Consider the following 1,477-nt stretch of genomic DNA (forward strand, 5'->3'; position numbering starts at 1 on the left):
TCGCCGAGGGGCGCGGCAGGATGTCGGGCTTCTATCTCGGCGTCGGCCTGTGCTGTATCCTGCTGGCGCAGCCGCTGATCTACATGGCGCTTGGCTTCTCCTGGCTGTTCACCGCCTTCGGCCGGCTGCTGTCGATGATGTCGGATGGCGCCAACACGCCTTTCAATTGGGTTTCCATTGTGGTGGAATTGGTGCTGGCGGCGTTGCCGCTCGCCTTTGCCTTCGGCTTTCTGCCTTGAATCGTTGGGTATTCCGCGATGGAAGACGGGTGACTTTCGCCGGATGCGACAATAGTGCCTGAAAACCATGCGGAACGACGCATTGCGGTCTTAAAATGCCTGTGCTAGACGGCAATCGACTTTCGGCCGGGGATAGCGGAAGCCGCGTCTCCGTGCTTGAAAAAATGCAGTAAGGTCAAAGATTTAGCCAGAGTTTTTGCTCGCGCCAACAATCTACGGCCTGTCAGACAAGAGAAAAGACGGTCCGTGGCTCAATCGTCATCGCCAATCTCAGGTGTCGCAGAACGCTATGCGGGTTCGCTGTTCGAACTCGCCCTGCAGGCAAATTCCGTGGCCAAGGTCGAAGCTGACCTCAACAGCTTCGAAGCCATGCTCGCGGGCAGCGCTGATCTCACCCGGCTGATCAACAGCCCGGTGTTCTCCAGCGAGGACCAGGCGAAGGCCATCGCGGCAATCGCCGACAAGGCCGGGATTGCCGGCCTCACCGGCAATTTCCTGCGCGTCGTCGCCCGTAACCGCCGGCTGTTCGCCATTCCCGGCATGATCAGGGCGTTCCGCCAGATATCAGCCGAACATCGTGGCGAGACCGCTGCTGAAGTGACGTCGGCTCACGAACTGACGGCTGCCCAGCAGACCGAACTCAAGGCGGCGCTGAAGAGCGTTGCCGGCAAGGACGTGGCTATCTCCGTCACCGTCGATCCGTCGCTGCTCGGCGGGCTGGTGGTCAAGATGGGCTCGCGCCAGATCGATACGTCGCTCAAAACCAAACTCAATTCGCTCAAGCTTGCACTGAAAGAGGTCGGCTGATGGACATCCGCGCCGCGGAAATTTCCGCAATTCTGAAAGACCAGATCAAGAATTTCGGCAAGGAGGCCGAGGTCTCCGAAGTCGGACAGGTGTTGTCCGTCGGTGACGGTATCGCCCGCGTCTACGGCCTCGACAATGTCCAGGCCGGCGAAATGGTCGAATTCCCCGGCGGCATCCGCGGCATGGCGCTCAACCTCGAAGCCGACAATGTCGGCGTCGTCATCTTCGGCGCCGACCGCGACATCAAGGAAGGCGACATCGTCAAGCGCACTGGCGCCATCGTCGACGTCCCCGTCGGCCCAGGCCTGCTCGGCCGCGTCGTCGACGCGCTCGGTAATCCGATCGACGGCAAGGGTCCGATCAAGGCGGTCGAGCGCAAGCGCGTCGACGACGCGGCCGAGCAGGCCTGGGCCGACGGGGACGTCGACGAT

General features: G+C 61.5%; 2 protein-coding genes and 1 pseudogene. All 3 read left to right on the plus strand.

Annotation, left to right across the window (positions count from 1 at the left end; all coding sequences use genetic code 11):
• A partial coding sequence (locus EN893_RS33665) for a DUF4345 family protein (RefSeq protein ID WP_128362163.1) occupies positions 1–239 on the plus strand: 239 nt, incomplete at its 5' end.
• Between the two features lie 246 nt (positions 240–485).
• A complete protein-coding gene (locus tag EN893_RS33670; protein WP_023762496.1) occupies positions 486–1,046 on the plus strand; it encodes a F0F1 ATP synthase subunit delta in 561 nt (186 codons plus the stop codon).
• A pseudogene (locus EN893_RS33675) lies at positions 1,046–1,477 on the plus strand (F0F1 ATP synthase subunit alpha); the annotation flags it as partial. The gene EN893_RS33670 and the pseudogene EN893_RS33675, both read left to right, overlap by 1 nt.

The organism is Mesorhizobium sp. M7A.F.Ca.CA.004.04.2.1 (genome assembly GCF_004022825.1).
In the GTDB taxonomy this organism is placed as follows: Bacteria; Pseudomonadota; Alphaproteobacteria; order Rhizobiales; family Rhizobiaceae; genus Mesorhizobium.